We start from the raw sequence: 26,303 nt of genomic DNA, 5'->3' as shown, positions 1-26,303 counted from the left end.
CTCCGTCGGCCGTCACGCGAGGCGTCACGGGGTGCACGGGGAACGACCGCCGGACCCGCCGGGAATCATCGGCGTCGCTGCCTCACCGCACGTGCCGCACGTACCGTTCGGCGGTCTCGGCCAGGACGCGCGCGCCGTCGCGGGCCCACAGGCCCTCGTTGAAGATCTCCACCTCGACGGGGCCCGCGTAGCCCGCCGCGTCGGCCTGGGCGCGCAGCCCGCGCAGGTCGATCACCCCGTCCCCGAGCTGCCCGCGCCCGGTCAGCACGCCCTCGGGCAGCGGCGTGACCCAGTCGGCGACCTGGAACAGCGCGATCCGTCCGCCGCGTCCGGCCCGCGCGATCTGCCGGGCCAGCCCGTCGTCCCACCACAGGTGGTAGGTGTCCACCGCGACGCCGACCTCGGCGGCGGGGAAGCGCTCCGCCAGGTCGAGCGCCTGCCCGAGGGTGGAGACGGCGCAGCGGTCCGCCGCGTACATCGGGTGCAGCGGCTCGACGGCGAGCGTGACGCCCCGCTCCCGCGCGTACGGGGCCAGTTCGCCCAGCGCGTCCGCGATCCGTTCCCTGGCGCCCGGCAGGTCCCGGCTGCCCGGCGGCAGACCGCCCGCGACGAGGACGAGGACGCCGGTGCCGAGCGCGGCGGCCTCGTCCAGCGCCCGCCGGTTGTCCGCGAGCGCCCGCTCGCGCGCCTGCGCGCCGGGGTCGGTGAGGAAGCCGCCCCGGCACAGCGAGGTGACGGTCAGCCCCGCGTCCCGCACCAGCCGCGCCGCGCGCTCCGGGCCGTACTCCCGCACCGGCCCGCGCCACAGTCCGACGCCGGGGACGCCGAGCCGGGCGAGGTGCTCCGTGAGCTCGGGCAGCGGGAGCTGCTTGACGGTCTGCTGGTTGATGGAGAGACGTGCGTAGTCACCCGTCATGGCCGGACTCCGTGGAGGTCGAGCAGCTGCCGCATGCGGTGCCGGGCGAGGCCCGGGTCGGGGAACAGGCCGATCCCGTCGGCCAGTTCGTAGGCGCGGGCCAGATGGGGGAGCGAACGGGCCGACTGGAGGCCGCCCGCCATCACGAAGTGCTCCTGGAACCCGGCCAGCCAGGCGAGCAGCACCACGCCCGTCTTGTAGTAGCGGGTCGGCGCCGCGAACAGGTGCCGGGCCAGGGGAACCGTCGGGTCGAGCACCGCGCGGAATGCCGCCGTCCCGCCGGTGTCCAGGTGGCGTACCGCGCGGGCGGCGAGCGGCGCGAGCGGGTCGAAGACGCCGAGCAGCGCGTCGCTGAAGCCCTCCGCGTTGCCCTCGACGAGCTCCGGGTAGTGGAAGTCGTCGCCGGTGTAGCAGCGCACCCCCGCCGGCAGCGCGCGCCGCAGCGCCCGCTCGCGCCCGGGGTCGAGCAGGGACACCTTCACCCCGTCGACCTTCTCCGGGTGCGTGGCGACGACGCGGAGGAAGGCGGCGGTGGCCTCGTCCAGGTCCGGGCTGCCCCAGTAGCCCGTCAGCGCCGGGTCGAACATCGGCCCCAGCCAGTGCAGCACCACAGGCTCCGCCGCCTGCCGCAGCAGGTGCCCGTACACCCCGGCGTAGTCCTCCGGGCCGCGCGCCGCGGCCGCCAGCGCGCGGGACGCCATCAGCACCGCCCGCGCACCGGCCGCCTCGACCACCTCCAGCTGCTCCTCGTACGCGGCCCGCACCGCCGCCAGGTCCGCGGTGCCGGGCGGGAGTTGATCCGTACCGGCCCCGCAGACGAGGGCGCCGCCGACGGCCCGCGCCTCGGCCGCCGAACGCCGGATCAGCCCGGCCGCGCCCGCCCAGTCCAGGCCCATGCCGCGCTGCGCGGTGTCCATCGCCTCGGCGACGCCCAGCCCGTGCGCCCACAGGTGCCGCCGGAACGCGAGCGTGGCCTCCCAGTCCAGCCGCGCCGGCCCGTCCGGCGAGGTCTCCGCGTACGGGTCGGCGACCACGTGCGCGGCGGCGAACACGGCGCGCGCACGGGGCGGTTGGGCCACCTCGGTCGGGCCGACGGCGGGTTCGGTGCGCGGGACGTACGTACGCAGCTCCCCGTTCCCGTCCGGGAGCCGGATGCCCGCGCTCACAGGGACAGCTCCGGGACGGCCATCCGGCGGCCCCCGGCCGAGGAGGCCAGCGCCAGTTCGGCCAGCTGCACTCCGCGCGCCCCGGCCACGAGGTCCCAGGGGAAGGGGGTGCCCCGCGCCACGTGCCGGAGGAAGTGCTCCCACTGGGCCTTGAACGCGTTGTCGAACTCCCCGTTGTCCGGCACCTCCTGCCACTGCTCCCGGAAGGAATCGCCCGCCGGAAGGTCCGGGTTCCACACGGGCTTCGGCGTCACCGACCGGTGCTGCACGCGGCACCCGCGCAGCCCGGCGACGGCCGAACCCTCCGTGCCGTCCACCTGGAACTCCAGCAGCTCGTCCCGGGCGACGCGCACCGCCCACGAGGAGTTGATCTGCGCGACGATCCCGCCGTCCAGTTCGAGGACGCTGTACGCCGCGTCGTCCGCGGTCGCCGCGTACGGCTCGCCCCGCTCGTCCCGGCGGCGCGGGATGTGCGTCGTGGCGAGCGCCTGCACCGAGCGGACCGGGCCGAACAGCTCGTGCAGCACGTACTCCCAGTGCGGGAACATGTCGGCGACGATGCCGCCGCCGTCCTCCGCGCGGTAGTTCCAGGACGGGCGCTGCGCCTCCTGCCAGTCGCCCTCGAAGACCCAGTAGCCGAACTCGCCGCGCACGGACAGCACGTGGCCGAAGAAGCCGCCGTCCACCAGCCGCTTCAGCTTCCGCAGCCCCGGCAGGAACAGCTTGTCCTGCACCACGCCGTGCCGGACGCCGGCGGCCCGCGCGCTCCTGGCCAGCTCCAGCGCGCCCGCCAGGTCCGAAGCGGCCGGCTTCTCCGCGTAGACGTGCTTGCCCGCCGCGATCGCCCGGCGCAGCGCCTCCTCGCGGGCCACTGTCACCTGTGCGTCGAAGTAGACCTCGACGGACGGGTCGGCGAGCACGGCGTCCAGGTCGGTGGACCACTCGTCCAGCCCGTACCGTCCGGCCAGTTCCGCCAGCGCGTGGCCGCGCCGGCCGACCAGCACGGGTTCGGGCCACAGCACCTCGCCGTCCCCCAGGTCGAGCCCGCCCTGTTCGCGGAGTGCCAGGACCGATCTGACCAGGTGCTGGCGGTGGCCCATCCGTCCGGTGACGCCGTTCATGGCGATCCGCACCGTCCTGCGTGTCACGTGACCCGTCCTCCTCGTCCGTCCACCGGATACGACCCGATACGTACCCGCCGAGGAGAGCTGTGCCCCGTCCGCGTCAGCCCGTTCGCTCCCCGTCCCGGAAGAGCCGGCCGAGCTGGTGGCGGAGGACGGCCGCGGCGGAGCCGGGGTCCCGCTGGCCGCTGAGGACGGCGGTGCCGAGCCCGGCCGACAGGGCCAGCAGGGCGACGGCCTCGGTCCGCGCGTCGAGCCCCGGCTCGGTGAGGCCCTGCCCGGCCGCCTCCTCCAGCAGCCCGGCGACCAGGTCCTCGGCGGCGTCCGGCCTGCTGAGGAAGGGCTGCGCGGCCAGCGCCTCGTCCGTCACGGCGAGCACCGCGTACGAGGTCCAGACGAGGTGGAAGGTGCGGCTCTCCTCGTCGGCCGGCAGCGAGACCATGAGCAGCGCGTCGATCTTCTCGCGCGGGCCCGGGTCCTCCCCGGCCTCGGCGAGCCGGGCGGCGACGCGGCGGCCGAACTCGTCGGCGAGGTACTGGAGTCCGTGGTGCAGCAGCTTCTCCTTGGTGTCGAAGTAGTACTGCACCAGCCGCACCGACACCCCGGCCTCCTCGGCCGTGTCCCGCATCCGCACGGCGTGCAGCCCGCGCCGCCCCGCCACCCGGACGAGGGCCGCGGCGATCTCCCCGCGCCGCTCGTCGTGGTCCACACGCCTGCTCATCGGCCGGTCTCCTCCTCGCTGGCTCCGGTGCGCGCGCGGGCCGCCGGGGCCCGCACCCTGAGATGGTACCGCCGTACCACCACAGTGGTACCGTCGTACCACGAGAGAGTGACGCTCCCCAGGAGGTGCACCGTGTCCGAATCCGTGACCCGCGAGGGTGTCCCGGCCGACGTCGGCCGCTACGTCGACGAGGCGCTGCGCGACCGCTACTTCGCCGCCTGCGACGCCGTCTACGCGCTGGGCGCGCCCGCCGTCGCGGAGACCGACGTGGAGACCCGCGCGGGCACCACCCACGTCTACCGGTACGGGCCGACCGAGGGGCCGGCGGCCGCCCGCACCCCCGTCGTCCTGGTGCACGGCTCGGGCAGCTGCTCCGCGATGTGGTACCCGAACACGCCCGCGTTCGCCGCCGAACGCCCGGTCTACGCCGTCGACACCCCCGGCGACCCCGGCCGCAGCGTCCAGCGCGAGGCCGTCCACCAGCCCGAACGCGCCGCGGCCTGGCTGGAGGAGACGCTCGACGGGCTCGGTCTCGACCGCGTCCACCTCGTCGGCAGCTCCTACGGCGGATGGCTCGCGCTGAACCAGGCGCACCGCGCCCCCGGCCGCCTCGCCTCCGTCACCCTGCTCGATCCCGGCGGGCTGGAGAAGGTCGGCCTCCGCTTCTTCGCCTGGATCTTCGCCGGCTACTTCGCGACCTTCGCGCCCCGCGCGCTGCGCCCCCGGCTGGCCGCCTGGCTGGAACAGCCCGTCCTCGTCGTCCCCGAACTGCGGGCCATGATCCGCGCCGGGGTGCGCGCCCACCGCATCCGGCGCCCGGCGCCGCTCCCGCTCACCGAGGACGAACTGCGCACCCTCCGCACGCCGTTGTACCTGGTGCTCGGCGAGCGGAGCCTGCTGGTGCACCCCCGGCGCCAGGCGGAACGGGTGCCGCGGCTGGTGCCGGGGGCGCGCGCCGAGATCGTCCGCGCCACCGGGCACGGGCCGCAGATCGACCACGCCGAGCAGGTCAACCGCCGGATCCTGGACTTCCTCGACTCCGTCGGCTGACCGGGGGTCAGAACGGGTACTGCGCCTGCTCGGTGGCCAGGGTGACCCAGCGGGTGTTGGAGAACGCCTCGATGCCCCAGCGCCCGCCGAACCGGCCGTACCCGCTGGCCTTGAACCCGCCGAACGGCGCCTGCGGTTCGTCCGCCACCGACTGGTCGTTGACGTGCACGATCCCGGTGCGGATCCGGCGGGCGACGCGCAGCCCGTGGGTGCCGTTCTCCGTGATGACGCCGGCGGTGAGCCCGTTCTCGGTGTCGTTGGCCAGGGCGACGGCCTCGTCGTCGGTGCCGAAGGTGTCGATCACGCACACCGGGCCGAACGCCTCGCCGTGGTACAGCTCCGCGTCCCGCGGCACGCCGGTGAGCACCGTCGCCGGGTGCACCGCGCCCTCGGGCTCGCCGCCGCCGGTGAGGACGGTGGCGCCCTTGGCGACCGCGTCCGCGACCAGCGCGGCGACCCGGCGGGCCGCGTCCCGGCTGACCAGCGGGCCGATCACGGTGCTCGGCTCGCCCGGGTCACCGGCCGGGAGGCCGCTCACCTTCTCGGCGAGCCGGGCGCTGAACTCGCCGGCCAGCGACTCGTGCACCAGGACCCGGTCGCCGGACATGCAGATCTGCCCGGCGTTCATGAAGACGCCGAAGGTCACGGCGTCCACCGCGTAGTCCACGTCCGCGTCGTCGAGGACGACGACGGCGTTCTTGCCGCCCAACTCCAGGACGGCGGGCTTGAGATGGCGCGCAGCGTGGGTGCCGATGATGCGGCCGACGTGCGTCGAGCCGGTGAAGTTGACCGCCCGCACCCGGGGGTCGGCGACCAGGGTCTCGGCGATCTCCGCCGCGTCCGCCGGGTCGTTGGTGACGACGTTCAGCACGCCGTCCGGGAGCCCGGCGTCCCGCAGCACGTCGGCGACGAACAGGCCGCAGGCCAGCGGCGCGTCCTCGCTGGGCTTCATCACCACCGTGTTGCCCGCGGCGAGCGCGGCGGCCACCGAGCGCACCCCGAGGATCACCGGCGCGTTCCACGGCGAGAAGGCCGCCACCACGCCGACCGGCTCCCGCACGGCGAGGCCGAGCTTGCCCGTCTCCTGCGAGCTGAGCACCTCGCCGCGGGGCGCCGTCACGGCGGCGCCGGCCTCGCGGAGGATGTTCGCGCCCAGCCGCACGTTGAACAGGGCCCAGGGCCGGGCGCCGCCCGCCTCCCGCGCCATCAGCTCCACGGCCTGCTCGCCCCGGGACTCCAGCAGGTCGGCGGCGTCCAGCAGGATCTTCCTGCGGGCGAAGGGGTCGAGCGCTGCCCAGGCGTCGAAGGCGGCCTGGGCCGCGTCCACGGCGCGGGTGACGTCCTCGGGTCCCGCGGCGGCCACGGTGGCGTACACCTCGCCGGTGTAGGGGTCGACGTCCTCGGCCGTGCGTCCGGAGGCGGCGGGGGAGTCCTTGCCGTCGATCAGCAGCTCGCGCTGGAGGGTCATGAGACGGGGTCCTTCGGGGTGCGGGGGCGGTGCGGTGCGGCCCGGGAGCGACGGCCGCAGGGCCTTGTTCGCCTGGTGAACTCGCGTTCACTCGGACCTGCCCGCAGTGTCCGCCCGTTCCCCGGGCGCGTCAACGCGACCCGGCGGGCGGCTGTCACCCCCGGCTGCGGGACGCCGAAAACCCCGGCGCGGAAAGGGAGTTGGCGCGGGCGCGAACCGGGAAGACTCCGGGGAACCCGCGCGACGGCGGCGCCCCGGGGCGCCCCACCCGTCCCGGGGAGTTCATCGGGTGGCCGGCGCACGCGCGTGTCCGTGCCGCCGGCCCGACGCGGAAGGGGGCCGCGTGACGGAGGTCGTCGTGGTGGTGCTGGGGGCGCTCCTGCTCCTGTACCTGACCGGGCGCTACGGGCGCTCCGAGGACGAGGACGACGCCGGGGACGGGAGCGGCGCCGCGCCCCGCACCACCCTCCCCGGCAGGGGCAGGAGCGGCGGAGGCGACGGCTGAGGGGGCCGGGCTACTCCCCGGCGTAGTTCCCGTTGCTCCAGGCGAAGACCTGGCCGCCCTTCTCCAGGACGCGGAACTCGTACATCTCCGAGCAGTCGGCGCGCCCGTCGCCCTCCTCCGGCTCCGCCGTGAACCAGGAGGCGCGCAGCTTCGGGCCCTCGACGAAGCCGCCGGCCCTGCATTTCTTCAACTCGCCCGGGTCCAGCGGGGTGTCGCCGAGGTCGAAACGTATGAGCTCCGCGTTCCCCGTCGTCTCGATCTTGACCTTCACCTCGGTGGCGTCCTCCGGGACCCAGCCGGGGAGGACGAACCTGCCCTCGCCGTCCCCGGATTCCGGCGCTTCGGCCGCCGTGGGGAACGTCTTGACGCGCTCCTTCAGAACCACGTCGTTGAACGTGTCGGGAAAGCTCTCGTTGTGTTCCTTCAGCATCGGGGACCCGACGGTGAAGAGCCCCCACAGCAGGACACACGCGGCCACGGCGATCACAGGTCGTTTCATCCGCCCATTGTCCACGGGGCGCCGGACACCCCTCCGGCCGGGCTCAACTCCCGTCCGCCCCGGCGGAGTCGACGGCGCCCGCGCCCGCCTGCCGGGCCGCGGACGCGAGCTCCTGGAGGGCGTCCAGATGCCGGGCCAGTGCCTCGTGCCCGTCCGGGGTGAGGGAGAGCCAGGTACGGAAGCGCCGGCCGACGGACCCCTTGCGGATGTCGAGGTAGCCGACGGTCTGGAGATTCGACGCGGCCTTGCTGAGCACCGAGTCGGACACCTGGCAGTAGTCCCGCAGGGTCCCGAACTCGGCCTCCTCGCAGGCGGACAGGAACGCGGCCACGGCCAGCCGGGTCGGATGCCGGAACGCCCCGTCCAGCGCGCCGGGCGCCGGGGACGTCACGCGAGCTCCCGCAGCTTCCGCCGGACCGTGACGTTCCGCAGGACGCACTGGCCCCAGGTCCACAGCCCGAGCGCCGTGCCGGTGATCCCGAGCGACACCTGCTCGCCGAGGCCCAGGGCCAGCGTGCACACCCCCCACACTCCGGCGAACACCACGACCCCGGCCACCGCGGCCCCCCGCCGTCGGCTGTGCGAGCGCGGCACCAGCACGCCCGAGCGGCGGCGCCGTATCCGCCCGAGCGCGATCGCGGCCAGCAGGACCGGCAGGCCGACCAGGGGCCACAGGCCGATCCCGTCCGCGTCGTACACCGCGCCCATGCCGATTCCGTAGGCCGACAGAAGGAGCGCGCCCGCCGGGCCGTACCAGGCGGGCGACAACTGGGCCTGGAGCAGGGCCCGTTCGCGCGCCGCCTCGGCCTCCCGCAGGTCGCCGCTCGCGGCGGCCGCCGCCTCCGCCCCTCCCAGGGCGTCGGTCTCCCCGGCGGGTGCGGGTGCTGCGGGGTCGCCGTGCTGTGCGGGCATACGGGCCTGGCCTTTCGTGAGCGGAGCGCGCGGCGGTCCGGCGACCGCCGCGTACTTGCCACTCTTTCAAGGACTTTCCAAAAAGGAAAGCCCGCTGTGGGGGCGGGAGTTCAGGCCGTCCCGGGGGCGAGGGGACCGTCCGCGCCGAAGGCCAGGGACGCGAAGCGTTCGCCGATGCGGCGGTGGGTGGCCGCGTCCGGGTGGAGACCGTCGGGCAGCGGGAGTTCGGCGAAGTCGGCCTCGCCGTACAGCTCCCGCCCGTCGAGGTGGTGCAGGTGCGGGTCCTCGGCCGCGCGCTGGGCGACGACGCGGGCCAGCTCCTCCCGGATGACGTTCAGCGTCAGCTTGCCGCTCGCCCGCTCCGCCGGGTCCCCGGCCGCGCGGAACCGGATGCGCCCCTCGTCCATGCCGCTGAAGTCGGGGACGCCGGGCCCCGGGGTGTCCTCGTGGATGGGGCACAGGACGGGCGAGATCACCAGCAGCGGGGTGTCCGGATGCCCCTCGCGGACGGTGTCGAGGAAGCCGTGCACGGCGGGGGTGAAGGCGCGCAGCCGCATCAGGTCGGCGTTGACCACGTTGAGGCCCAGCTTGAGGCTGATCAGGTCGGCCGGGGTGTCCCGCAGGGCGCGGGCGGTGAACGGGTCGAGCAGCGCGGCGCCGCCCAGGCCGAGATTGACCAGCTCGACGCCGCCCAGCGAGGCGGCCAGCGCGGGCCAGGTGCTGGTGGGGCCCGCCGCGTCGGAACCGTGGCTGAGCGAACTCCCGTGGTGCAGCCACACCGGGCGGCCGGTCTCGCCGAGCGGCGGCGCGGGCTCCACGGGGGCGTCGGTGCGCAGCGCGATCAGCCGGGTGATCTCGTTGTACGGCAGCCAGATCTCGACGTGCTTGCTCCGCGCGGGCAGGCCGGTGAACCGGACGGTGCCGGGCGGCCCGGGCAGGGTCTCGGCGGTGCCCGCGGTCATGTCGATCCGCAGCACGTTCCCGCCCGGGACGCTGTCCTCCCCGGCGGGGCGGCCGTCGACGAGCAGCTCGTACCGCCCGTCCGGGCGCTCCGGGGCGCCCACGTAGCTGTTCCTGGTGCGGTGCGCGTCCAGCTCGACGACGGTGGCCCGGGTGCGGAACGCCAGCCGGACGCCCGAGGGCTGGGCCTCGGCCATCGCCACCTGTCCGTCGGGGAACTGGGCGCGGGCCCGCGCGGGGAGCCGGTGCGGCAGCAGCCCGTCCGGGGTGGATTCCACCTCCAGGGCGCCGCGCAGGAGCGGGGCGGTGACGGGGGTGGTGATCAGGTCCGCCGATCCGGGGGAGGGGGAGCCGGAGGCGGGGTCGTGCGGAGAGTTCATGGGCTCACCCTGTCAACCGCACACCTGTTCCGCACCTCCTTTCCGGCACGGCCGCGCTCACCGAGGAGCGGCCAGCACCGCCGCGAGACCCTCCCGCAGGTCCTCGACGAAGTACCCGGGAACCTCCAACGACGGGAAATGGCCCCCGGCTTCGGGAGTCCGCCAGCGGACGATCCGCCGGTACCGCTCCTGTGCCCAGGGGCGGGGGCACTTCTCGATGTCCCGGGGATACACGGTGATCGCCGTCGGGACGTCGACCCGGAGGCCGGGGTCCAGGGCGTTGATCCCGCCGTGGCTCTCACCGTAGATACGGGCCGCCGACGCACCGGTCCGCGTCAGCCAGTAGAGGGTGACGTCGTCGAGCACGCGGTCCCTCGACAGCGTCTCGAACGGGCTGTCCTCGGTGTCCGTCCACTCGGCGAACTTGTCGAGCATCCAGGCGAGAAGGCCGACCGGAGAGTCGACGAGCGAGTAGCCGATGGTCTGCGGCCGGGTCGCCTGCTGCTTGGCGTACGCCGCGCGGTGGCTCCAGAAGTCGCGGGTCTCCTCGGCCCACCGGCGCTCGGCCGCCGTCAGCCCGTCCGTCGTCAGCCCCGGCGGTGCCTGTGCCAGCGTGGAGTGGATGCCCAGCACGTGCTCCGGGAACCTGCTGCCGAGGACGGTGGTGATCACACCGCCCCAGTCCCCGCCGTGGGCGGTGAACGTGGGGTACCCGAGCCTTCCCATCAGCTCCACCCACGCGGCCGCGATCCTCTCGACCCCCCACCCGGTGGCGTCCGGCCTGTCGCTGTATCCGAAGCCCGGCAGTGACGGGACCACGACATGGAACGCCGGCGCGGCCGGGTCCTCCGGCTCCGCCAGTTCGTCCACCACGTCGACGAACTCGGCCACGCTCCCCGGCCAGCCGTGCGTCAGGATCACCGGGGTCGCGTCCGCGCGTTTGGACCGGCGGTGCAGGAAGTGGATTCCCAGACCGTCGATGACCGTGCGGAACTGGCCGATCCGGTGGAGGCGCTCCTCGAAGGACCGCCAGTCGTATCCGGTGCGCCAGTGGTGCACCACGTCGACGAGATCGGCGAGGGGGACGCCCTGCTCCCAGCGCCGCGCGCCGGGTGCCGAGCCGCGGACCGTCTCGGCCTCCGGTAGCCGCGCCGCGGCCAGCCGCGCGCGCAGGTCGTCGAGTTCGGCTTCCGCCACGTGGGATGCGAATGCGTGCACGTCGCCGGTGGGGCGGGACATGAGACCTCCTGGCCGTCGCGGAACCGGCCACTCGTGAACCGGCTATGGCGGTTCTACCCTGGCTCTCGGTTCATGGCAACCGGCTATGGTGGTTCCATGTCCGCTGCATTCCCCGAGTTCCGCCTCGGCACCGTGCTGGCGACCAGCTTCACGGGGACGCTGTCGGAGCGTCACGGCGAGCCGGTGGAACGCATTCCCGCACCGCACCGACTCGTCGACTGGCTGGCGGTGTACGGCCTCGCCGTGGACTCCTGCACCGCTGCCCAGCTCGAACGGGCCAGGGAACTGCGGGAGTCGGTCCACGCCGCCGCGACGGCGGCCGCGCTCCGGGAGGCTCTGCCCGCCCCCGCCGTCCACGTCATCAACGAGCACAGTGCCCGGGGGCGGGCCGCGGCGGTCCTGACGCCCGAGGGCGAGCGGCGATGGCGGCTCGGCCCGGATGCGCAAGTGGCGGACGCCCTCGGCGTGATCGCCGCCGACGCGGTCGGCGTCATCGCGGGCGAACGGGACGGCAGGCTGGCCCTGTGCGCGTCGCCCACCTGCCGGGCCGCCTTCTTCGACACCAGCCGGAGCCGCACCCGCAGATGGTGCGACATGAACACCTGCGGGAACCGCCAGAAGAAGGCGCGCTTCCACGCCGGCCGGCGCACCGGCCCCGCACCGACGACGTGACGCGCGGCCGGCCGGGTACGACGAGCACCGCCCGCCCTCCGTGCCGCCGGACGTGAGGCGGTAGTACGGAGGACGGGCGGTGTCAGCGGCGTCGTGGCACCCGGAGGGTGATCAGACCGCGGGCGCGGGGTACGTCGGGTACTCCACGCCGGAGACGTGCTGGACGACCCGGATGACCTGGCACGAGTAGCCGAACTCGTTGTCGTACCAGAGGTAGAGGATCGCGTTGTCGCCGTCGACCTTGGTGGCGCCCGCGTCGACGATCGAGGCGTGGCGGGAGCCGATGAAGTCGTTGGAGACCGCCTCCGGGGAGTCGGTGAAGTCGATCTGCCGCTTCAGCGGCGAGGTCAGCGACACCTCGCGGAGGTGCTCCAGGACGTCCTCGCGGGAGGTCTCGCGCTCCAGCTGGAGGTTGAGGATCGCGATCGAGACGTCCGGCACGGGCACCCGGATCGAGCTGCCGGTGATCTTCGCCTGGAGGTCCGGCAGCGCCTTGGCGACGGCGGAGGCGGCACCGGTCTCGGTGATCACCATGTTGAGCGGCGCGGACCGGCCGCGGCGCTCGGACTTGTGGTAATTGTCCAGCAGGTTCTGGTCGTTGGTGAACGAGTGGACGGTTTCCACGTGGCCGCGGACGACGCCGTACTCGTCGGCCATCGCCTTCAGCGGCGGGACGATCGCGTTCGTCGTGCAGGAGGCGCAGGACAGGATCTGCTCGTCCGGCTTGATCATGTCGTGGTTGACGCCGTGCACGATGTTCGGGACGTCGCCCTTGCCCGGCGCGGTGAGGACGACCTTCTCGACGCCGGGGCGCAGGTGCGTGGAAAGGCCCTCGCGGTCGCGCCACTTGCCGGTGTTGTCGATCAGGATGGCGTTCTTGATGCCGTGCGCGGTGTAGTCGACCTCGGACGGGTCGCCCGCGTAGATCACCTTGATCTCGTTGCCGTTGGCGATGATCGTGCTGTTCGCCTCGTCGACGGTGATCGTGCCCTGGAACTGGCCGTGGATGGAGTCACGGCGCATCAGGGAGGCCCGCTTGACCAGGTCGTCCGCTGCCGAACCGCCGCTGTTGCGGACGACGATGGCGCGCAGCCGCAGACCGTTGCCCGAGCCGGCCTTCTCGACCAGCAGCCGGGCCAGGAGGCGGCCGATGCGGCCGAAGCCGTAGAGCACGACGTCGCGCGGCTCACGGCACTCGATCTTGTTGGCGCCCGTGGCCCCGGCGACGGCCTCGGCGGTGAACTCCTCGACGGACAGGCCGCGTTCGTCGGCCCGGTAGGTCTCGGCGAGCAGCGCGATGTCGATCTGCGAGGGACCGAGGTCGAGGGTGGTGAGGGCCTGCAGGAAGGGCATCGTCTCGGTGACGGAGAGTTCCTCACCGGCGATCTGCCGGGCGAAGCGGTGCGTCTTGAGGATGCTGACCACCGACTTGTTCACCAGGGAGCGGCTGTGCAGCAGGACGGTGACGTCCCGCTCGCGGTGCAGCTTCCCGATGAGCGGGATCATCGACTCCGCGATTTCCTCGCGGTTCTTCCAGTTGGTGAACGAGTCGTCTTTGACAGTCACAGTGATCTAACTTTCGAGCTAGGCGGCGCTCACATGTTAACCCGACTACCGGCCCGGTCGGTCAAGCGGCGTCCTGTGAGCGGGAGATCACGGTCGGATACCGGTCACTAGCCGGTCATTCCGGGACAGACCCCGGCAGCGCCCCGGCCGGGGTCTGATAGACCGGACGCCATGAACGACGAGCGCGCCGCGCACGAGGAACCCGTGCCCCTCCCCGGCACCGACCCCGAGGAGGGACGCCGCGCCGTGTGCCGCATGTGCGGCCAGCCGCTGCGGGACCGCACCTCCCGCATGTGGGGCCTCGGCCCGGACTGCCGCACCAAACTCGCCGTCCGCATCGCCCCGCGCCCCGACGGGCACGAGGTCGAACAGGACCGCCTCCCGGGCCTGTGACCCTCCGCCGGGACGGCCCTCAGTCGCTTCCGCCCGCCGGCTGCTCCTGCCGGAAGTCCAGGCGGTCGCCCTCCACGTCCACCAACAGCCGCTCGTGCGGGGCCAGTTCACCCCGCAGCAGCTTGCGGGAGAGCTGATTGGTCACCTCGCGCTGGATCGTGCGCCGCAGCGGCCTGGCACCGTACTCGGGCGCGTAGCCGCGCCGCGCGATCCACTCCACCGCCTCCGGCGAGAACGTCACCTCCACGTCCTGCGAACGCAGGTGCTGCCGCGTCTCGTCCAGCAGCATGTCCGTGATCTGCCGCAGCTGCTCGTCGGTGAGCTGGTGGAAGATGACGATCTCGTCGATGCGGTTGAGGAACTCCGGGCGGAAGTGCTCGCGCAGCGGCCGCAGCACCCGCTCCTGACGCGCCTTCTCGTCGCCCTCCGCACCGTCCCCGAAACCCAGCCGCGGGCCGCGCCCGGTGATCGCCTCCGAGCCGAGGTTGCTGGTCATGACGATCACCGTGTTGCTGAAGTTGACCGTCCGGCCCTGCGCGTCCGTCAGCCGCCCGTCGTCCAGCACCTGCAGCAGGATGTTGAACACGTCCGGGTGCGCCTTCTCCACCTCGTCCAGCAGGAGCAGCGCGTACGGGTTGCGGCGGACCGTCTCGGTGAGCTGCCCGGCCTCCTCGTGGCCCACGTACCCGGGCGGCGCCCCGACGAGGCGGCTCACCGTGTGCTTCTCCTGGTACTCGCTCATGTCCAGCCGCACCATCCGGTCCTGGCTGCCGAACAGCGCCTCGGCCAGCGCCCGCGCCAGCTCCGTCTTGCCCACACCCGTCGGGCCGAGGAACAGGAAGCTGCCGATCGGACGGTCGTGACTGGCCAGCCCCGCGCGCGAGCGCAGCACCGCGTCCGCGACCGCCGTGACCGCCTCGTCCTGGCCGATGACCCGCTCGCCCAGATGCTGCTCCAGGCCCAGCAGCCGCTCCCGCTCCTCCTGCGTGAGACTGCTCACCGGGATGCCCGTCTGCCGGGACACGATGTCCGCGATCGCCTCGACCGTCACCTCGGCGAACTCGTCGTGCGGGCGGTGCGCTTCGCCGTCCTGGCCCATCCGCCGCTCGATCTCGTTCAGCCGGTCGCGCAGCTCCTTGGCCCGCTCGTAGTCCTCGGCCGCGACCGCCTGGTCCTTGTCCCGCCGCACCTGCTCCGCCTCGCGCTGCAGCGCCCGCACGTCGCCGCTGCGGGTCGAGGAACGCATCCGGACGCGGGCGCCCGCCTGGTCGATGAGGTCGATCGCCTTGTCCGGAAGATGCCGGTCCGGCAGGTACCGGTCGGACATCTCCACCGCGGCGACCAGCGCCTCGTCGGTGTAGCGGACCTGGTGGTGCGCCTCGTACCGGTCCCGCAGGCCGCGCAGGATCTCCACCGTGTCGGCCGTCGTCGGCTCCGGCACCAGCACCGGCTGGAATCGCCGTGCCAGCGCCGCGTCCGCCTCGATGTACCGGCGGTGCTCCTCCAGCGTCGTCGCGCCGATCACGTGCAGCTCCCCGCGGGAGAGCGCCGGCTTCATCATGTTGCTGGCGTCCATCGACCCGCCCTCGGTGCCGCCGCCCGCGCCGACGACGGTGTGCAGCTCGTCGATGAACACCACGATCTCGTCGCTGCGGTCGCGGATCTCGTCGATCAGGCCGGTCAGGCGCTCCTCGAAGTCGCCCCGGTACCGGGTGCCCGCGACGAGCGCGGAGAAGTTCAGCTGGATCACCCGCCGGTCCGCGAGGTTGTCCGGGACCTCCCCGTCCGCGATCCGCTGCGCCAGCCCCTCCACCACGGCCGTCTTGCCCACCCCGGCCTCGCCGATCAGCACCGGGTTGTTCTTGCCCCGCCGGGCCAGCACCTCCACGGTCTGCTCGATCTCCTCGTCCCGCCCGATCACCGGGTCCATCCGCCCCTCGCGGGCGACCTGGGTGAGATCACGGCCGTACTTGTCGAGGTTCGGCGTCCGGCTGGGGGCGCCGCCGGGACGCTGCCCGCCGCCCGCCCAGGGCCCCGGACCTCCGCCCTCCCCGCCGGGGCGAGGGCCGCCGGGCCCCTGACCGCCCCCCGGCCCGTTCTCCGGACCGAACGGCCCGTACGAGCCGAACGGTCCGAAGTGCGCGGCCGCGTCCAGGATCCGCCCCGCCGTCGACTCCTTGTTCGCCGCCAGCGCCATCAGGATGTGCTCAGGGCCGATGTACGAGGCCCCGGCGGTACGCGCCGCCTGCTGGGCCTCCATCAGCGCCCGCTTCGCGGCCGGGCTGACCGAGACCGAACTGCGCGACGGCCCCTCGTCCGCGTGCGCGTCGATCTTCTCGGCCAGCGCGTCCGGGTCCGCCCCCGCGCGCTGCACCATGCCCCGCGTCGGCTCCGAGGACAGCGCCGTCCGCAGCAGGTGCTCGGTGTCCAGATCGCTGCTCCCGTGCTGGGCCGCGTACCGGGCCGCGCCCGAGACCAGCTGCCGGGCCGGCTCGCTCATCAAGTGCAGGAAGTCGTAGTAGCGCGAGTCCGGACGGGGGCCGCCCGCGCCGCCGCCCGCCCCGAAGAACCGGGAGAGAAAGTCGCCGAGCGGATCGCGGCCGGAGTTTTCGGGACCCATGGAACTCATCGCATCCACCTCTCGGACCGGCGGGGAGCGTGCCGGAAGATCGGCCCTTCAACGGTCTGGGCCCGGGTTCCCCGCCCCGCACCGCCGACACCTCCACCCTGCGTGGCGGCGGCACGCCCCGCGCACGGGCTGGACGGGCGGGCCCACCACCCGACCATCGCACGGCACCCCGGCCCGGGCCTCCCGCCGGGCTCCGCCGGGGTGGGCGCAGGTCAGCGTCCGCCGGTCCTCCGCGAGGCGCCGCGGAGCAGCCGGGACAGCAGCTTGAACGGCAGGGAGGCCGCGCCGGAGACGGCGGCGCCGGCCGCCCGCAGCACGTCGGCGAGCGCGCGCAGCACGAAGACCCCGGGTCCCGGTCAGCGGCCGACGGCCCGGGCGAGCTGTTCCTTGGTCATCTTGGAGCGGCCCTCGACGCCCTTCTGCCGGGCCTCGTTGTAGAGCTGGTCCCGCGTCGGGCTCACCGGGCCCTTGCCTTTGCCCGACCGCTCGCCGCCGCGCTCCGGCGCCGGCTTGTCCCGCGTCGAGGTGCGGCTGGCGCTGCGGGACTCGCCCGCCTGGGCGCGCTCCTTGTTGACCGTGCGGGCCGCGATCTCCTCCGCCCGGCCCTCGGAGGCACCGCGCCGCTTCTGGCCCTCCTTGATGTGCTCGTACTGCCGCTCTCGCTTCGCGTTCGCACCCGCGGGCATGGTTCCTCCCGGTCTGCCGGTGGTTCGTCGGGGACGACCTGTTCCGCTGCCGGGTACCGCGCAGCCGGACCCCGAAACGGGGCTCACGCCCCCGGCGCGTCCCCGCCGCCGGTCTCCGGCCGCGTCCACGGGAGCCGCGCCCGCAGCCGGAAGACCCCGTCCCGCACCCCGTACTCCAGCTCCCCGCCGGTCAGTTCGGCCCGCTCGGCGAGCCCGACGAGCCCCAGCCCCGCCCCCGGGACGACGCTCCCGCCCGCCCCCACCGGGTTCTCCGCCCCGACACTGAGGCCCTCGCCCGGGGCGCCGGAGAGGGTGACGGTGACGGGGGCGCCGGGGGCGTGCTTGCGCGCGTTGGTGAGCGCCTCCTGGACGATGCGGTACGCCGTGCGGCCCGTGGTGGCGGGCAGCCCCTCGGCGGGCGCCGTCCGGTCGCGCAGGGTGACGTCGGCGCCGGCGTCCCGGGACTCGGCGGCCAGCCGGGCCACGTCCGCGAGCCCGGGCTGCGGGCGCTCCGGTGCCGCCGGGTCCGGCTCGGGGGCGCGGAGCACGCCGATCACCTCCCGCAGGTCCTGCAGCGCCTGGTGCGCGCTGCTCCGGATCACCCCGGCCGCCGACCGCACCTCCGCCTCGCCCGCGCCCGGGTTGAACTCCAGCGCCCCCGCGTGGACGCTCAGCAGCGACAGCCGGTGCGCCAGCACGTCGTGCATCTCGCGGGCGATCTCCTCGCGGGCCTGCCGCCGCGCCTCGGCCGCCGCCTGCCGTGCCCGCGCCTCCCAGGAGGCGACCAGCGCGCGCCGCGAGCGCACGTACAGACCCCAGCCGAAGGCGCAGGCCACCAGCGCGAAGTAGGTGAACGCCGAGCCCGTCGCCTTCTGTTCGGCGTGCTCGGCCTCCGGACCGCTCAGCAGGAACACCGTGAACTGGACGAGGGAGATCGAGGCCACCGCGGCCGTCAGCCGCCGCGAGCGGTACGCGGCCACGGTGAACAGCACCACGAGCGTGGCCCCGGTGACGAAGTGGAAGAACATGCCCGTCACCAGCAGCAGCACGGCCAGCGGCACCGGCCACCGCCGGCGCAGGAAGACCGAGGCGCAGGCGAGGGCGCCGACCGCCTGGTCGACGAGCAGCCAACTGCGCGGCGTCTCCGGGTCGATGACGACGCTGTCGGCGGTGACGACGGAGAACACCGCGGCGAACAGGAAGAAGCCGATGTCGGCGAGCCAGTCGCGCGGGGTGCGGCCGGCACCGCGGAACGGCCTGGTGCGGAGCGGGGGCATGCCGTCGAATGTACGGCCGGGGCGCCGCCGCGCACGGGAACGGGCACCGCCCCGAGACCTTCGGACGACCCGCCGTAGACCTTCGGACGACAACCGGGCCGCCCCCGGATACCGGCGTCGCACGGCCCGCTGCCTTCGGCCGACGCCGGGCCCCCGCCGCGGTCCCTAGCGTCGCGGACATGAAGAACGTACTCGGATTCCTCGGCGCCGTCCTGATCCTCCAGGGCCTGGGAGCCCTCGGGCAGGAGCTGCTGGGCTGGTTCCGGCTGTGGGGACTGGTGCGCCGCGTCGGCCTGTTCAGCGGCTACGAGCTGTACGCCGGGATCGGCCTGGTGGTGCTCGGCGCCGCCGTGATCGGCGCGGGCGAGTCCCTGGGCCGCCGCGCGGCCGGGCCCCGGGAGCGGGCGTGAGCGCCGCGCGGACCACCGTCGCCGAACGGGTCCGGCTGACCGCGGCGGCGCTGACCCTCGCCGGGGCGGCGGCCGGTGCGCTGCTGCCGCCGCTCGCCGCATGGCTCCTCGGGCTGCCCTGGTCGCCGGTGGACGGCCCGGCCCGGCTGGTCACCTCCGTGCCCGAACCGTGGCGGACCGGCGGCGCGGCCGCCGTCGGCCTGCTCGGCGGGCTGGCCCTCGGCCTGCTCGCGGCGCACGAGGCGCTCACCGTCCGGGTCTCCGACGCGGACGTGGAGCTCGACGTCCGCGACGCGCCCCGCACCTTCACCCGGGCCGGGACCGGCCTCGCCTTCCGCGACGCCGGCCGGCTCGTGCTGCTCGCCCCCGACGGCACCGAACTCGCCCGTGAGAAGAGCGGGTTGAACCCGCAGCGCCTCGCCGCCGCCTTCACCGCGCACGGCTGGCCGTGGGCGGACGGCGACCCGTACGGCGCGGACTTCCGCCGCTGGGTGCGCGGCGCCGCGGGCCTCCCGGCCGGCGCCGATGCGCTGTTCGCCGCCCGCGAGCGCGCCCTGGGCGCGAAGGGCGACGCCCGGGACGCCCGCGAACTCCGCGCCGAACTGGCCCGGCTGGGCCTGGTCGTGCGCGAGGAGTCCACCCGCCAGTACTGGCGCCACGCCACCCCCGTCGCGCCGTCCCCGGACACCTCGGGCGGGTGACGCGTTTCACCCCGAACCGGCTGTCCGATCGGTCAGTTCTGACCGATCGGACAGTTACGCTCGACGGCATGGCACGTTCCGCTACCGCCCTGCGGGGACAGATTCTCGAATCGGCGCTGGACCTCTTCGCCCTGCACGGTTTCCGGGGCGCCTCGCTCCAGGACATCGCCACGGACGCGGGCTGTTCCAAGGCGTCGCTGCTCTACCACTTCGCCAACAAGGACGCGATCCTCACCGAGCTGCTGACCCCGGCGGGCGCGGGCCTCGCGGAACTGAACGGACAACTCGCGGCCCTGGACGGCGAGGAGGCCGTCACCCGCGCCGTGCACGGCTACGTCGACCTCGCCCTGAGATTCCGCCGGGAGCTGCGCATCCTCCTGGAGGACCTGCCCCGCATGGCCAGCCACCCCGCGCTGGGCGTGGGCGACCTGGCCGAGGGACTGCTCACCGCCATGGCCGGCGGCTCCTCCGACGCCGAGGCACGGGTGGCCGCGCACATGGTGCTCGGCGGCGTCTTCGTCACCAGCGCCGGCGACATCGACGTACCGCACGAGGTGCTCCGCGACGGGATGATCCGCAGCGCCCTGCGGACGCTCGGCCACGACCACTGAACCACCGAGGAAAGACGACACTTCGCATGGCGACCCTGCTGTACCGGCTCGGCCGGTTCTCCTTCCGCCGACGGGGGCGCGTCACCGCCGTCTGGCTGCTCCTGCTCGCCCTGCTGGGCGGGGCTGCCGCCGCGTTCAGCGGCCCGACCACCGACAAGTTCACGATGCCGGGCACCGAGTCCCAGCGCGCCATGGAGTCCCTCGCCGAGGAGTTCCCCCAGGCCAGCGGCGCCACCGGCACCATCGTCCTCACCCCCGAGGGCGACGGGAAGCTCAGCCCGTCCGCCGTCGCACCCGTCGTCCGCGAGGCCGCCGACGTACCGGGCGTGACCGCGGCGACGGACCCGTTCAAGACCGGCTCCGTATCCAAGGACGGGCGCTACGCGCTCGTCCAGGTCCAGTTCGACAAGCCCGCGCAGGACGTCACCGACGCGCAGCGCGAGGCGTACGAGTCCGCCGGCGCCGACGCCGAGGGCCTGCGGGTGGAGCACGGCGGCGAGGTGATGACCGCTCAGCCGGAGGTCGGCTCGACCGAGATCCTCGGCGTCCTGGTCGCCGCCGTGGTCCTCGTGATCACCTTCGGCTCGCTCGTCGCCGCCGGAATGACCCTGGTCAACGCGCTGGTCGGGGTGGCCGCCGGAATGGCCGGACTGTACGCGCTCAGCGGCGTCGTCGAACTGACCTCCACCGCGCCGATCCTCGCGCTGATGCTGGGCCTGGCCGTCGGCATCGACTACTCGCTCTTCATCACCTCCCGCTACCGCCAGTTCCTCGCCGAGGGCAAGGAACCCGAGGAGGCCGCGGGCCGCGCGGTCGGCACCGCCGGCTCGGCCGTGGTCTTCGCGGGCGCGACGGTGGTCATCGCGCTCGCCGGACTCGCCGTCGTCGGCATCCCGTTCCTCACCGTCATGGGCCTGGCGGCCGCCGGCACCGTCGCGGTCGCGGTACTGGTCGCGCTGACCCTGCTGCCCGCCGTCCTCGCCTTCGCGGGCCGCAAGGTGCTGCCCCGCAAGGAACGTGACGGCGCGAAGGCCGCGTCCGGCGAAGCCGCCCGCGAGGGCTTCGGCTTCCGCTGGGGCCGCTGGGTGACCCGGCTGCGGGTCCCCGTGCTGCTCGTCGGCATCCTCGGCCTCGGCGTCCTGGCCACCCCCGTGCAGGACATGCGCCTCGCCCTGCCCGACGCGGGCACCGCCGCCGAGGGCTCCTCGCCCCGTGAGGCCTACGATCTGATCAGCGAGGCTTCGGCGAGGGCTTCAACGGCCGCCTCGTCGCCGTCGTCTCCGGCGACGACGCCAAGTCCACCGGCGCCGCGGCGAAGCAGGCGGCCGGCATCGTGCAGAAGACCGACGGCGTGCTCGCCGTCGCCCCGCCGCAGCTGAACGAGCAGGGCACCACCGCGCTGCTCGCCGTCATACCCGAGTCGGGACCGACGGACAAGGCGACCGAGGACGTCGTGCACGACCTGCGCGACCGGCTCGACGGGGTCGGCGGCGCCGACATCGCCCTCACCGGGGCCACCGCGCTGGGCATCGACGTCTCCGCGAAGCTCGCCGACGCGCTCCCCGTCTACCTGCTGCTGGTCGTCGGCCTCTCGGTGCTGCTGCTGATGCTGGTGTTCCGCTCGGTGCTGGTGCCGCTGAAGGCCGCGCTCGGCTTCCTCCTCACGGTGGGCACGACGTTCGGCATCACCGTCGCCATCTTCCAGCAGGGGCACCTCGCCGACCTGATCGGCGTCGACAGCCCCGGCCCGCTGGTGAGCTTCCTGCCGATCCTCCTGATCGGCATCCTCTTCGGACTCGCCATGGACTACGAGGTCTTCCTCGTCTCCCGGATGCGCGAGGACTTCGTGCACGGCGACACCGCGCAGCAGGCCACCGTCAACGGCCTCGGGCACAACGCGCGGGTGGTCACGGCCGCCGCGCTGATCATGACCGCGGTCTTCGGCGGCTTCGTGTTCATGCCCGACCCGATCATCAAGTCCATCGGGTTCGCACTCGCCGTCGGCGTGCTCGTCGACGCGTTCATCGTGCGCATGACGCTGGTCCCCGCCGTGATGTCGCTGCTCGGCCGGGCCGCCTGGTGGCTGCCCCGCCCCGTCGACAAGGCGCTGCCCGACCTCGACATCGAGGGCGAACGCCTCCGTCGGCTGCCCGAACAGCAGCAGGCACCCGAACGGGAAACCGTCGGCGTCTGATCCGCCGCACGCGAAGGCCCTCCCCGCTCCCGGGGAGGGCCTTCGCCATTTCCGGGGCGGGTCAGCTCTTCTTCGGCACCCGCAGACCCGCGTGGACGACGGCCACGGGCCGCTTCAGGACGCCGACGTCCTTCAGCGGGTCCCCGTCCAGCAGCACCGCGTCACCCGCGAAGCCCGGGGCGAGCCGGCCCGAGGTGCGGGCGCGGCCCAGGAGTTCGGCCGCGCCGGTGGTGACGGTACGGATCGCGTCCAGCGCGGGCAGGCCCGCCTCGCGCATCAACTCGGCCTCGCGGCCCACGGGTTCGACGTCGCCGCCCGAGGAGTCCGTGCCCGCGGCCAGCGGCACCCCGAGCTCGTGCGCCGTGCGCACGGCCTCCTTGAGCACCGGCAGGTAGGTGCGGCCGCGTTCGGCGAGCACCGGGTCGTCCGAGTCGACCATGCCCGCGATCGCGGTGAGCGTCGGGGTGAAGCAGGTGCCGCGGCGGCGCATCTCGCGCAGCGTCCGCTCGCCGACGAACACGCCGTGCTCCAGGCTGCGGATGCCCGCCATGACGGCGTCGTGGCAGCCCTTCTCGCTGTAGCTGTGGCACAGCACCCCGGCCCCGCCGCGCCGCGCCGCGTCCACGATGACGGACAGCTGCTCGCGGTCGTAGACCTGGGTCAGCGGGTCCTGGTCCGGCATGCCCGCGCGCTCGTTCACCCGGGTCTTGACGACGTCGACGCCGCGCCCGAGGTTGACGCGGACGACGCGGCGCAGCGCGTCGGCCTCGCGCACCCCGTCCTTCAGGCGGGCCAGCTCGGTGAGTTCGGGGTCGGCGAGCAGGGTGTCGGCCAGGTCCGGGGTCACGAACACACCGGCGGCGCGCAGCGCGGGCGCCTGCTCCGGGGCCTGCCGGGCGAGTTCGCGGACGGCGACGTCCTGGAAGAAGTCGGTCGAGCCGCTGCGGGCGCTGGTGGCGCCGAAGCGGAGCGCGTCGCCCGCCTCGGCGACGGTGTTGAGGTGGATGTGCGCGTCCGTCAGACCGGGCAGGACCCAGCGGCCGTGCGCGTCCAGCACCTCCGCGCCGGAGGACAGCCGGCCGCGGGCGCCGCGGGTGGCGTCGCGGGTGCCGGCCGCCGTCACGGAACCGCCCGCGATGACGACGACGGCGTCCTCCGTGACGTGCCCGGTGGCCGGGTCGAGCAGCGTGCCGCCCTCGATGACCAGGTCACCGCCGCGTACCCGGCCGCCCCCGGAGCCCGCGGCGCGGGCCGGCGCGGCGGCGGAGGCGGAAGCGGCCGGCGTGAGCGCGGCGGCCGTACCGGCCAGCGCGGCGGCGCCCGCGAGGACCCCGCGGCGGGTGAGGGCGGAGGGCGGCGGCGGGGCGGGGTCGACGCACATGGGCTGCTCCTGACTGGGGGAGTGGGGAGGGGCGTGGGGCGGCCCCGTGGGCGCGGACGCGCACGGGGCCACGGCGCGTTTGTATACCGGAGCAGCCGTACGGGCAAGGGGTCGGCGCCGTTATGCCGGATGTGCGGGGAGATCTTCCCAGGATTGGTATACAGAAAGCGCGGAGCCCGGTCAGCCGTGCGGGAGGCTGCGCAGCGCCGCGCGGCGGCTGTCGCGGACGTGCAGCAGCGTGCAGGCCGCCGCCGTCTCCTCCTCGCCCGAGGTGATGTCCGCGTACATGCGGTGATGCTGGTCGCGCATGTGCTGCGGCTCGGTGTTCAGCCCGAACAGCAGCCGCAGCTGCCACACCAGGGGCTCCATCGTGCGCTCCAGCAGGCGGTTGCCGCTGAGCGTCACGATCCGCTGGTGGAAGCTCACGTTCGCGGTGACCTCCGGCTTTCCGCCGCCGACGGCCGCCGCGTCGTCGGCCCGGCGGAGCGCGGTGCGCAGCGCGTCGAGCCCCGGCGGGTCCTGCGGGGCGTGCTCGGCCACGCGCCGCGCGGCGAGCCTGCTCGCCTGCACCGCGAGCGGCTCCCACACCTCGTACAGCTGCTCCACGTCGGAGCGCTCCAGCCGCCGCACGCGGACACCGCTGTGCGGCAGGAGCTCCAGCAGCCCCTCGGTGACCAGGGAGCGCAGCGCCTCGCGCACCGGCACGCGGGACATGGCCAGTTCCTCGGCGATCTCGCGCTCGACCAGGCGGGAACCCTGCGGGTACCGGCCGTCGATGACGCGTTCCCGTACCGCGTCCCGTGCCTGCTCGCCCAGCGGCGCACGCGCCACCGCCGGTCCTGTGCTGCCCACCGTCTCCCGCACCTTCCGTCGCGGCCGCGTCGCGCCCGGCCCTCTCCCGCCGTCACGGGGACGCCGTCCGCCGGGCCGCTGCCGGCCCGCCGCGGGCGACGCCGGCCCGACGGCCACGATACGTCCGCCGTCCGGTATACCGTCTCGGCGGCCCCCGGGCACCGGTCCGGGCCGCCGGGCCGACGGGGGCGGCACGGAGTCCGCTTCGTATACCACCCCCGTGCGGCGCCGGCCCGGGGAACCGTCAGGCGCGCTCGCAGACGCGCGGGGCCTTGTCCTTCAGGCCGACCAGGTCGAAGTAGCTCTGGCCCAGGGCGATCTGACGGAACGCCTTGTCGTCGAGATACCGGTTGATACGGCTGGTGACCTCCAACTCGTCCTTGTACACCTGGAAGTTCTTGTCCCGCGAGGCGACGAAGTCGGTGCCGGGGAGGACCCGGTCCGCGTACCGGTTCAGGAACGGCACGTAGTGCCTGCGCGCCTCACGCTTCGAGAAGTACTGGTCGTACAGCACCCGCCAGCTGATGTCGACGGCCAGGTTCGGGTGCCGGTCCATCAACTGCCCCAGGATCGCCGTGTGCTGGGCGGGGTCCATCGTGGACAGCTCCTTGGACAGGCCCATGTGCGCCCACACGATCTCGTTGTCCGGATAGCGCTCCAGCACCTCCCGCATCAGCGGCAGGAACTTGGTGCGGTCCCGGTCGTTGCCGAGGTCGGAGTGGATGGTGAGCGGGATGTCCCGGTCGCGCAGCTCCTTCATGAACGGCGCCCAGGCCGCGATGTCGGCCTTGTCCGCCGGTTCGTGCGCGTTCTTCAGCAGCGCCTGCTTGACGAGGTTGACCTCGCCCATCCACCGGAACCTGCCCGGGTACTCCTCCTCCAGCAGCTTCATCCTCTCCAGCACGCCCTCGGGGTTGGCCAGGTCGGGGAAGGTCATGGACAGGGTGAGCTGGATGTCCTCCGGGGTGTGGTCCAGCAGGTCGCGCGCGTTGGCGAAGTCGTTCTTCATGCTGGGCGTGACCTTCGTGCCCGGGCAGCTCAGGTAGTACGTGCAGTCGGACCCGGCCGGCAGCGTCTGCCCGATCCCGTACACGTTCGCGTAGCGCACCCCGGTGTCGCGCAGGTACCCCGTCATCTCCTCGAACGGGATCGCGGGCCCGCCGAAGGGACGGAAGTGCAGGTGGCTGTCGACCACCGAGGTGTACGGGCGCTTCTCGCGGTCGAAGCAGTCCGGGTCGGCCGGTGCCGCGGCCGAGGGGGACGCGGTGAGCGCGGCCAGGGCGATCAGGGTGCCGGACAGAGCTAAGCGGCGGTTCATCAAGTCTCCAGGGGAGCGCGGCGGTTCGGTCGCCCGTCACTCTGGCGCAGCCGGCCCCTCCGGTCGGTGCGCCTCGCCCCGAATCAGCCACCCGGGCGATCACTCGCACCTCCGTGGCACCGCACCCCGCGCCTTCCCGCACCCCACACGCGTGCCCGCCCCTCCCGCACAATGGCCCGATGACGGCGCACGGGAACGACGGCGGGAACGCGTACGGGCCTCGGATCGCCGCCGCCGTGGTGGCCGAGGCCGGGCGGGTGCTGCTGGTGCGGCGGCGCGTCCCCGAACCGGGGCTGCGGTGGCAGTTCCCGGCCGGGGCCGTCGAACCGGGGGAGAGCGCCGAACAGGCCGCCGTGCGCGAGACCTTGGAGGAGACCGGACTGACGCTCGCGCCCGTCGCCCCGCTCGGCCGCCGCATCCACCCGCACACCGGCCGCACCGTCGTCTACACCGCCTGCCGGGTACTGGCCGGCCGCGCGCACGTCGCGGCACCGGCCGAGATCGACGCCGTCGCCTGGCTCACCGCCGCCCGGCTCCCGCACGGCCTCTTCCCGCCGGTACGCGCCCACCTCGACCGGCTGCTCGGCCCCTGAGGCCCCAACTGCCGAACACCGCGACGTCGCCCCCGGATTCGGCCCGCAGCCGTGCCACCTCGTCCGGGCCCCGAAATCCCCGG

Annotated in this window: 26 protein-coding genes and 1 pseudogene; 9 read left to right on the top strand and 18 right to left on the bottom strand. The window is 74.1% G+C overall.

What is annotated here, in order from left to right; genetic code table 11:
• Positions 1 to 82: 82 nt before the first annotated feature.
• From HCC30_RS24610 to HCC30_RS24595, 4 genes are all read right to left on the bottom strand, one after another.
• Complete coding sequence (locus HCC30_RS24610) at positions 83 to 916, bottom strand: sugar phosphate isomerase/epimerase family protein (RefSeq protein WP_169444962.1); 834 nt, start codon at positions 914 to 916, stop codon at positions 83 to 85.
• On the bottom strand, positions 913 to 2,082 hold the full coding sequence (locus tag HCC30_RS24605; protein ID WP_346776789.1) for a dihydrodipicolinate synthase family protein: 1,170 nt from the start codon (positions 2,080 to 2,082) through the stop codon (positions 913 to 915). Before HCC30_RS24605 ends, HCC30_RS24610 begins: the two co-directional genes overlap by 4 nt.
• Complete coding sequence (locus HCC30_RS24600; protein WP_169444961.1) at positions 2,079 to 3,230, bottom strand: Gfo/Idh/MocA family oxidoreductase; 1,152 nt, start codon at positions 3,228 to 3,230, stop codon at positions 2,079 to 2,081. The genes HCC30_RS24605 and HCC30_RS24600 overlap by 4 nt, the downstream gene beginning before the upstream one ends.
• 76 nt (positions 3,231 to 3,306) lie before the next feature.
• Positions 3,307 to 3,924, bottom strand: a complete 618-nt coding sequence (locus tag HCC30_RS24595) for a TetR/AcrR family transcriptional regulator (protein WP_169444960.1) — start codon at positions 3,922 to 3,924, stop codon at positions 3,307 to 3,309.
• A 132-nt stretch (positions 3,925 to 4,056) separates the two neighbouring features.
• On the opposite strand from HCC30_RS24595, the gene HCC30_RS24590 reads away from it, so the two are divergent.
• Positions 4,057 to 4,974 (top strand): alpha/beta fold hydrolase, encoded by a 918-nt coding sequence (locus tag HCC30_RS24590; RefSeq protein ID WP_169444959.1) that lies wholly within the window; start codon positions 4,057 to 4,059, stop codon positions 4,972 to 4,974.
• Between the two features lie 7 nt (positions 4,975 to 4,981).
• On the opposite strand, the gene HCC30_RS24585 is transcribed toward HCC30_RS24590, so the two are convergent.
• Positions 4,982 to 6,442, bottom strand: coding sequence for an aldehyde dehydrogenase family protein (locus HCC30_RS24585; RefSeq protein WP_169444958.1), 1,461 nt, complete (start codon positions 6,440 to 6,442; stop codon positions 4,982 to 4,984).
• 343 nt (positions 6,443 to 6,785) lie between these two features.
• Between HCC30_RS24585 and HCC30_RS24580 the strand changes: the two genes are divergently transcribed.
• Positions 6,786 to 6,947 (top strand): hypothetical protein, encoded by a 162-nt coding sequence (locus tag HCC30_RS24580; RefSeq protein WP_169444957.1) that lies wholly within the window; start codon positions 6,786 to 6,788, stop codon positions 6,945 to 6,947.
• 10 nt (positions 6,948 to 6,957) lie between these two features.
• On the opposite strand, the gene HCC30_RS24575 is transcribed toward HCC30_RS24580, so the two are convergent.
• From HCC30_RS24575 to HCC30_RS24555, 5 genes are all read right to left on the bottom strand, one after another.
• Positions 6,958 to 7,446 (bottom strand): hypothetical protein, encoded by a 489-nt coding sequence (locus HCC30_RS24575; protein WP_169444956.1) that lies wholly within the window; start codon positions 7,444 to 7,446, stop codon positions 6,958 to 6,960.
• 43 nt (positions 7,447 to 7,489) lie between these two features.
• A complete protein-coding gene (locus HCC30_RS24570) occupies positions 7,490 to 7,837 on the bottom strand; it encodes a transcriptional regulator (protein ID WP_346776788.1) in 348 nt (115 codons plus the stop codon).
• Positions 7,834 to 8,358, bottom strand: a complete 525-nt coding sequence (locus HCC30_RS24565; protein WP_169444955.1) for a hypothetical protein — start codon at positions 8,356 to 8,358, stop codon at positions 7,834 to 7,836. The genes HCC30_RS24570 and HCC30_RS24565 overlap by 4 nt, the downstream gene beginning before the upstream one ends.
• Positions 8,359 to 8,468: 110 nt before the next feature.
• Positions 8,469 to 9,698, bottom strand: a complete 1,230-nt coding sequence (locus tag HCC30_RS24560) for a GDSL-type esterase/lipase family protein (protein ID WP_169444954.1) — start codon at positions 9,696 to 9,698, stop codon at positions 8,469 to 8,471.
• A 57-nt stretch (positions 9,699 to 9,755) separates the two neighbouring features.
• A complete protein-coding gene (locus tag HCC30_RS24555) occupies positions 9,756 to 10,937 on the bottom strand; it encodes an epoxide hydrolase family protein (RefSeq protein WP_169444953.1) in 1,182 nt (393 codons plus the stop codon).
• A gap of 96 nt (positions 10,938 to 11,033) precedes the next feature.
• Between HCC30_RS24555 and HCC30_RS24550 the strand changes: the two genes are divergently transcribed.
• A complete protein-coding gene (locus tag HCC30_RS24550) occupies positions 11,034 to 11,609 on the top strand; it encodes a CGNR zinc finger domain-containing protein (RefSeq protein ID WP_169444952.1) in 576 nt (191 codons plus the stop codon).
• A 111-nt stretch (positions 11,610 to 11,720) separates the two neighbouring features.
• Here the strand turns inward: HCC30_RS24550 and HCC30_RS24545 are convergent, their stop codons facing one another.
• Positions 11,721 to 13,175, bottom strand: a complete 1,455-nt coding sequence (locus HCC30_RS24545) for a glyceraldehyde-3-phosphate dehydrogenase (protein WP_169444951.1) — start codon at positions 13,173 to 13,175, stop codon at positions 11,721 to 11,723.
• A gap of 171 nt (positions 13,176 to 13,346) precedes the next feature.
• On the opposite strand from HCC30_RS24545, the gene HCC30_RS24540 reads away from it, so the two are divergent.
• On the top strand, positions 13,347 to 13,568 hold the full coding sequence (locus HCC30_RS24540; RefSeq protein WP_169444950.1) for a DUF6011 domain-containing protein: 222 nt from the start codon (positions 13,347 to 13,349) through the stop codon (positions 13,566 to 13,568).
• 19 nt (positions 13,569 to 13,587) lie between these two features.
• On the opposite strand, the gene HCC30_RS24535 is transcribed toward HCC30_RS24540, so the two are convergent.
• The 4 genes from HCC30_RS24535 to HCC30_RS24525 form a co-directional block, all read right to left on the bottom strand.
• On the bottom strand, positions 13,588 to 16,188 hold the full coding sequence (locus tag HCC30_RS24535) for an ATP-dependent Clp protease ATP-binding subunit (RefSeq protein ID WP_169445002.1): 2,601 nt from the start codon (positions 16,186 to 16,188) through the stop codon (positions 13,588 to 13,590).
• A 221-nt stretch (positions 16,189 to 16,409) separates the two neighbouring features.
• Complete coding sequence (locus HCC30_RS29075) at positions 16,410 to 16,535, bottom strand: hypothetical protein (protein ID WP_277348042.1); 126 nt, start codon at positions 16,533 to 16,535, stop codon at positions 16,410 to 16,412.
• An 18-nt stretch (positions 16,536 to 16,553) separates the two neighbouring features.
• On the bottom strand, positions 16,554 to 16,883 hold the full coding sequence (locus HCC30_RS24530; protein ID WP_169444949.1) for a plasmid stabilization protein: 330 nt from the start codon (positions 16,881 to 16,883) through the stop codon (positions 16,554 to 16,556).
• 83 nt (positions 16,884 to 16,966) lie between these two features.
• The gene (locus HCC30_RS24525; protein WP_169444948.1) at positions 16,967 to 18,160 is read right to left on the bottom strand and encodes a sensor histidine kinase; all 1,194 of its coding nucleotides are present in this window, start codon (positions 18,158 to 18,160) and stop codon (positions 16,967 to 16,969) included.
• 179 nt (positions 18,161 to 18,339) lie between these two features.
• Between HCC30_RS24525 and HCC30_RS24520 the strand changes: the two genes are divergently transcribed.
• The 4 genes and pseudogenes from HCC30_RS24520 to HCC30_RS24505 all read left to right on the top strand — a co-directional run bounded on the left by HCC30_RS24520 (position 18,340) and on the right by HCC30_RS24505 (position 22,076).
• Complete coding sequence (locus tag HCC30_RS24520; RefSeq protein ID WP_169444947.1) at positions 18,340 to 18,570, top strand: hypothetical protein; 231 nt, start codon at positions 18,340 to 18,342, stop codon at positions 18,568 to 18,570.
• On the top strand, positions 18,567 to 19,271 hold the full coding sequence (locus HCC30_RS24515; protein ID WP_169444946.1) for a hypothetical protein: 705 nt from the start codon (positions 18,567 to 18,569) through the stop codon (positions 19,269 to 19,271). The genes HCC30_RS24520 and HCC30_RS24515 overlap by 4 nt, the downstream gene beginning before the upstream one ends.
• A 68-nt stretch (positions 19,272 to 19,339) precedes the next feature.
• Complete coding sequence (locus HCC30_RS24510) at positions 19,340 to 19,882, top strand: TetR family transcriptional regulator (protein WP_169444945.1); 543 nt, start codon at positions 19,340 to 19,342, stop codon at positions 19,880 to 19,882.
• A 26-nt stretch (positions 19,883 to 19,908) separates the two neighbouring features.
• Positions 19,909 to 22,076, top strand: a pseudogene (locus HCC30_RS24505) (MMPL family transporter).
• Between the two features lie 61 nt (positions 22,077 to 22,137).
• Here HCC30_RS24505 and HCC30_RS24500 read toward each other — a convergent pair.
• From HCC30_RS24500 to HCC30_RS24490, 3 genes are all read right to left on the bottom strand, one after another.
• On the bottom strand, positions 22,138 to 23,457 hold the full coding sequence (locus HCC30_RS24500; RefSeq protein ID WP_169444944.1) for an amidohydrolase family protein: 1,320 nt from the start codon (positions 23,455 to 23,457) through the stop codon (positions 22,138 to 22,140).
• A 180-nt stretch (positions 23,458 to 23,637) separates the two neighbouring features.
• Positions 23,638 to 24,309 (bottom strand): GntR family transcriptional regulator, encoded by a 672-nt coding sequence (locus tag HCC30_RS24495; protein WP_346776787.1) that lies wholly within the window; start codon positions 24,307 to 24,309, stop codon positions 23,638 to 23,640.
• Between the two features lie 244 nt (positions 24,310 to 24,553).
• On the bottom strand, positions 24,554 to 25,627 hold the full coding sequence (locus HCC30_RS24490) for an amidohydrolase family protein (RefSeq protein ID WP_169444942.1): 1,074 nt from the start codon (positions 25,625 to 25,627) through the stop codon (positions 24,554 to 24,556).
• Between the two features lie 179 nt (positions 25,628 to 25,806).
• Between HCC30_RS24490 and HCC30_RS24485 the strand changes: the two genes are divergently transcribed.
• Complete coding sequence (locus tag HCC30_RS24485; protein ID WP_169444941.1) at positions 25,807 to 26,220, top strand: NUDIX hydrolase; 414 nt, start codon at positions 25,807 to 25,809, stop codon at positions 26,218 to 26,220.
• Positions 26,221 to 26,303 lie beyond the last annotated feature (83 nt).

The organism is Streptomyces sp. HNM0574, from assembly GCF_012726235.1.
In the GTDB taxonomy this organism is placed as follows: Bacteria; Actinomycetota; Actinomycetes; order Streptomycetales; family Streptomycetaceae; genus Streptomyces.
This window is presented reverse-complemented; position numbering and strand designations above follow the sequence as displayed.

Bases quoted from the DNA above. Each gene is read 5' to 3' on its own strand.
- HCC30_RS24610 (WP_169444962.1), bottom strand. From the start codon at position 916: ATGACGGGTGACTACGCACGTCTCTCCATCAACCAGCAGACCGTCAAG.
- HCC30_RS24595 (WP_169444960.1), bottom strand. From the start codon at position 3,924: ATGAGCAGGCGTGTGGACCACGACGAGCGGCGCGGGGAGATCGCCGCG.
- HCC30_RS24585 (WP_169444958.1), bottom strand. From the start codon at position 6,442: ATGACCCTCCAGCGCGAGCTGCTGATCGACGGCAAGGACTCCCCCGCC.
- HCC30_RS24575 (WP_169444956.1), bottom strand. From the start codon at position 7,446: ATGAAACGACCTGTGATCGCCGTGGCCGCGTGTGTCCTGCTGTGGGGG.
- HCC30_RS24565 (WP_169444955.1), bottom strand. From the start codon at position 8,358: ATGCCCGCACAGCACGGCGACCCCGCAGCACCCGCACCCGCCGGGGAG.
- HCC30_RS24560 (WP_169444954.1), bottom strand. From the start codon at position 9,698: ATGAACTCTCCGCACGACCCCGCCTCCGGCTCCCCCTCCCCCGGATCG.
- HCC30_RS24555 (WP_169444953.1), bottom strand. From the start codon at position 10,937: ATGTCCCGCCCCACCGGCGACGTGCACGCATTCGCATCCCACGTGGCG.
- HCC30_RS24550 (WP_169444952.1), top strand. From the start codon at position 11,034: ATGTCCGCTGCATTCCCCGAGTTCCGCCTCGGCACCGTGCTGGCGACC.
- HCC30_RS24540 (WP_169444950.1), top strand. From the start codon at position 13,347: ATGAACGACGAGCGCGCCGCGCACGAGGAACCCGTGCCCCTCCCCGGC.
- HCC30_RS24535 (WP_169445002.1), bottom strand. From the start codon at position 16,188: ATGGGTCCCGAAAACTCCGGCCGCGATCCGCTCGGCGACTTTCTCTCC.
- HCC30_RS24530 (WP_169444949.1), bottom strand. From the start codon at position 16,883: ATGCCCGCGGGTGCGAACGCGAAGCGAGAGCGGCAGTACGAGCACATC.
- HCC30_RS24525 (WP_169444948.1), bottom strand. From the start codon at position 18,160: ATGCCCCCGCTCCGCACCAGGCCGTTCCGCGGTGCCGGCCGCACCCCG.
- HCC30_RS24520 (WP_169444947.1), top strand. From the start codon at position 18,340: ATGAAGAACGTACTCGGATTCCTCGGCGCCGTCCTGATCCTCCAGGGC.
- HCC30_RS24510 (WP_169444945.1), top strand. From the start codon at position 19,340: ATGGCACGTTCCGCTACCGCCCTGCGGGGACAGATTCTCGAATCGGCG.
- HCC30_RS24500 (WP_169444944.1), bottom strand. From the start codon at position 23,457: ATGTGCGTCGACCCCGCCCCGCCGCCGCCCTCCGCCCTCACCCGCCGC.
- HCC30_RS24490 (WP_169444942.1), bottom strand. From the start codon at position 25,627: ATGAACCGCCGCTTAGCTCTGTCCGGCACCCTGATCGCCCTGGCCGCG.
- HCC30_RS24485 (WP_169444941.1), top strand. From the start codon at position 25,807: ATGACGGCGCACGGGAACGACGGCGGGAACGCGTACGGGCCTCGGATC.